This window comes from Bacillus sp. 05T31, from assembly GCF_056396725.1.
The window spans coordinates 1-3534 of the sequence record NZ_JBFTMA010000473.1 but is presented as its reverse complement, the minus strand read 5'-3'; the positions used below and the strand labels follow the sequence as shown (position 1 = coordinate 3534).

Here is a 3534-nt window from a genome sequence, read left to right as displayed (position 1 = left end):
AATTTTCCCAATAATACATACATAATTCATATAGTTCATTTTCGATAAAAGCGCATAGAGTAATTACAAATGATGAATAAAATAACTGTGGTAATCTCTCTATATCCCTATACATAATTCTTTGATATTTTATATCAATGTTTATATGTTCTAAAGTACTTAATGATCGTTCAACCATTTCATTTAAAGAACCTGCGTAACGCGCATTTTTATACTCATGCCAAACTTTATCTTGCAAAGATGTTAAATAAGAATTTGTTTTTTTTATGTGTTCTCTCATTATTTCTAAATTAACACCTATCATAAGCATTCTATCACTGTGTTGTTGTAACAAAAAAGTTCATTCCCTTCTACTGCTGTTTTGAGTTGAAAATGTTCTGTTAATATAAATGTTATGTTATTAAATGAATTTAGATTAGAATTATATAGTTATCAAAATTAGATAAACCGTATTGTAGAAGATTGGAATATCTTTGATATTAATGCCATTATAACAAATCACTCATTATCGATACGAACATTGCAGTTTGAGTAAACTCATATATGAGGGTATTTTTTATGTTGAATTTCAATTTGTGGAAACTATATATAGATTATACTAGCTTATACGATAGCGGAATGATTAAATAGGGCATTGTAAGATTTGAACGATAATATTAAATGGATAATATTGAAAAAAGTAAATACTCAATGAATTATATATGAGTTATAATGATAGATATAAAATAAGCACTCTAAGCTTATTAGCAAACCAATAACAAATATCAAGGGAGGGGAAAAGGTGATTTGTTTATTTAGATTAGAATTAAAAAATAAAAAAATAGATTTTATTTTAAATAACAAAATAGAGGAAGTTATAACTCCTTATCACAATGAATTGTTGCAACCTTTAATTAATTCTCTGAGCCAAACTTTATATTTATATCATCAATTTAGTAAACATTCTACTATTTTATCTTGTCAAGTCTCAGGTAATAAGCAATTAGAAATAATACTAAGTAAGGGATTAGGACAATATATAGACGTTAATACAAGGGAGGAAATTTTTTTGGGAAGTGGTAAAAGTATAGCGGATATTTTGATGCAGTTTATAGATTTTCCTATGACAATGACACCTGAATAATGTTTTTTTTGTATATTGTTATATGAAATTTTATTTCTTTTTATTATTTAAGTATAAAATAATTTTTATGTAACAACCCAAGCAGCGAATATTCCTTATCTGTCTTTAAATACTATTTTAAGCTTTACGAATGCTTAAACCTATAAAAAAACACGTGTAATCCTCGTCTTCCAAGTGAAAATAGAACTAGATTAACACTCCATATACACAATACTTCAATTTCATTTTAATTTTCTTTAAGCATAGATTTTAAAAAAGTTAACAAACAAAAGGGAAAGACAGAGTAGTCATTTATCTTTCCCGCATAAAACATATTGTTATCTTCCTTTACTATTAGGAGTTTTTCTTATTAATTTTCTAATAGAATTTTATGAGGTTTGGTGATATATCAAATGTGTTTCTTTATGTTGTGAGAGTTCCTCAAAAAAACAAATATCGTTATAAACATAATAATTACTAACCCAAAAACAATAAAGGGATTTAGGCCGTCACCGTCACTGATGATCCCTTTAATTGTTCGCCATTGTATATATAAAGATAAAATTACTGTTTCAAAACCTAGTATGACTCTCATTAAACGGTCATTTTTATAAAGCTTCATAGATTTGTTAAATGAACTAGGTGAAGAAAAAAAGTGATTCTTAGTTAGCTTAGAAGAAAGTAACAAGGATACAAAAACAACTATAGATATCCCGAAAAATAGTATCATTTCTGATTTATCTCCATATCTATCTGCATTCCCCTGACCATTAAAATGCATTGGAACATCACCCGAAGTATTGTTATACCCCCATAGTACAAGCCCTCCCATTATAAGTAGCGAAAAAAATGATAACACAATAAAAAGTTTTTCAATAATAGTTAAAGGAGCTTTTGGAACAGTTTTTGTAGTTGGCATCAAATTCATCCTTTCTAAATTAATTTACTTGATGAAGGATAAATCAATATTTCTTCATATTAAAGCGTGAGTATTTAAAAAATATTGATTTATCAGATTTTATGTCCTATATTTATTTTATCACATGTTAAATCCTGTAAAAAGGAAAAAATAATAGGAGGTGGCAGTTTAGTGCTATGAAAAAGTATCCATATCTAATCTCTTTTTCTATGGTTACAATTTTACTTACAATTTTATTTACATTTGCACTTTTTAACGCATTGCCAGACAGCCCAATAAGAAAAGAAGAAAAAGGGTTTAATATGGCTATCCAATTTATGCCGCAAGGCTGGGGGTTCTTTRGTAAAAGTCCCCGTGATGAAACAATTTTTGTTCACGAGTTACAAGGATCTAATCATATACAGTGGCCTAATAATACAGCTGAGAACCTTTTTGGGATCAGTCGTAAGGGGCGAGGCCAAGGGATTGAATTAGGACTTATAACTAGTAGTCTAAAGAAGGAAGATTGGATAACATGTGATGATGGAATAAAAGAGTGTAAGAAAAAAGAAAAGTTAAATGCAATTGAAGTTGAAAATTCTACACCAGTACCTAATGTTTGTGGCCCTTATATCGTTGAAACGAGGGAACCTGTGCCATGGGCATGGGCAAAAATAACAGATGGTGAAAACTACCCAACAAAAATAGTAAAGGTGAATGTAAAATGCTCGAAAACCTAAACAATAAACTACAAAATAAGCTTTCTGATTTTAACCCTTGGACAAACGTTTATGGATTTTGCAGATCATTAATTGGTTTTGCAACATTAGTTACATTACTTTTCAATGATATTTCAATATTTTTAAGACCTGTTGCAGGTGTAGAAAAATACCCATTTTGTACAAATAGTTTTAGTTTATTTTGTTTAGTTCCCAATGATTATTTATATCTAAATCTATTAAAATGGGCGTGTATTCTAATATTAGTATTAGTTGTAATTGGTTGGAGACCAAGATTTACTGGCGTGCTTCACTACTATATTTTATATAGTATACAAAATGCAGCTACAAGTATTGATGGTGGAGAACAAATTGGAACTGTAATAACATTACTTTTAATTCCTATCACTCTACTAGATAGTAGAAAGTGGCATTGGGAAAATGTGAAGGGAAAAGAAGATGTTGTTTCGGTCTATAAAAATGTTACTGTTTATTGTGTTTGGATGGCAATAAGATTTCAAATGTGTTTCTTATATGCAAGTGCAGCTATTACAAGGTTAAAGAATATTGAATGGAAAAATGGTACAGCTCTATATTATTTCTTTAACGATGCGATGTTAGGTCTTCCTGATGGGCTTAAATCTATTTTGGAACCAATTTTAACATCATGGCTTGTAGTAATACCTACATGGGGTACAACAATTGTAGAACTACTATTATTTGCGGCTCTATTCACCCCTAAAAAACATTGGAAATATTATCTGTATTTGGGTATTTCATTACATGCTGGAATTGCATTATTCTTAGGATTGTTT

The 3534-nt window shown here is 29.1% G+C and carries 5 protein-coding genes; 3 read left to right on the top strand and 2 right to left on the bottom strand.

Going from position 1 to position 3534, the window contains the following annotated elements; all coding sequences use genetic code 11:
• Nucleotides 1-334: hypothetical protein (locus AC1DJR_RS22195; protein ID WP_477003512.1), on the bottom strand; the 334-nt coding region annotated here is incomplete at its 3' end.
• A 447-nt stretch (nucleotides 335-781) separates the two neighbouring features.
• Here AC1DJR_RS22195 and AC1DJR_RS22190 point away from each other — a divergent pair.
• Nucleotides 782-1123 carry a hypothetical protein gene (locus AC1DJR_RS22190; protein WP_002166916.1) on the top strand — a complete coding sequence of 114 codons (342 nt, stop codon included), beginning with the start codon at nucleotides 782-784 and terminating at the stop codon, nucleotides 1121-1123.
• A 388-nt stretch (nucleotides 1124-1511) separates the two neighbouring features.
• On the opposite strand, the gene AC1DJR_RS22185 is transcribed toward AC1DJR_RS22190, so the two are convergent.
• Nucleotides 1512-2021 carry a DUF1648 domain-containing protein gene (locus AC1DJR_RS22185; RefSeq protein WP_002166917.1) on the bottom strand — a complete coding sequence of 170 codons (510 nt, stop codon included), beginning with the start codon at nucleotides 2019-2021 and terminating at the stop codon, nucleotides 1512-1514.
• A 176-nt stretch (nucleotides 2022-2197) separates the two neighbouring features.
• Between AC1DJR_RS22185 and AC1DJR_RS22180 the strand changes: the two genes are divergently transcribed.
• Both AC1DJR_RS22180 and AC1DJR_RS22175 read left to right on the top strand, forming a co-directional pair.
• Nucleotides 2198-2740 carry an SdpA family antimicrobial peptide system protein gene (locus tag AC1DJR_RS22180; protein WP_477003511.1) on the top strand — a complete coding sequence of 181 codons (543 nt, stop codon included), beginning with the start codon at nucleotides 2198-2200 and terminating at the stop codon, nucleotides 2738-2740.
• Nucleotides 2725-3534, top strand: an 810-nt coding sequence (locus AC1DJR_RS22175) for a sporulation-delaying protein SdpB family protein (RefSeq protein ID WP_477003510.1), incomplete at its 3' end; no start/stop codon positions are given. The genes AC1DJR_RS22180 and AC1DJR_RS22175, both read left to right, overlap by 16 nt.

Excerpts from the sequence above, each read along its gene's own strand:
- AC1DJR_RS22185 (WP_002166917.1), bottom strand. The coding sequence starts at position 2,021 with ATGCCAACTACAAAAACTGTTCCAAAAGCTCCTTTAACTATTATTGAA.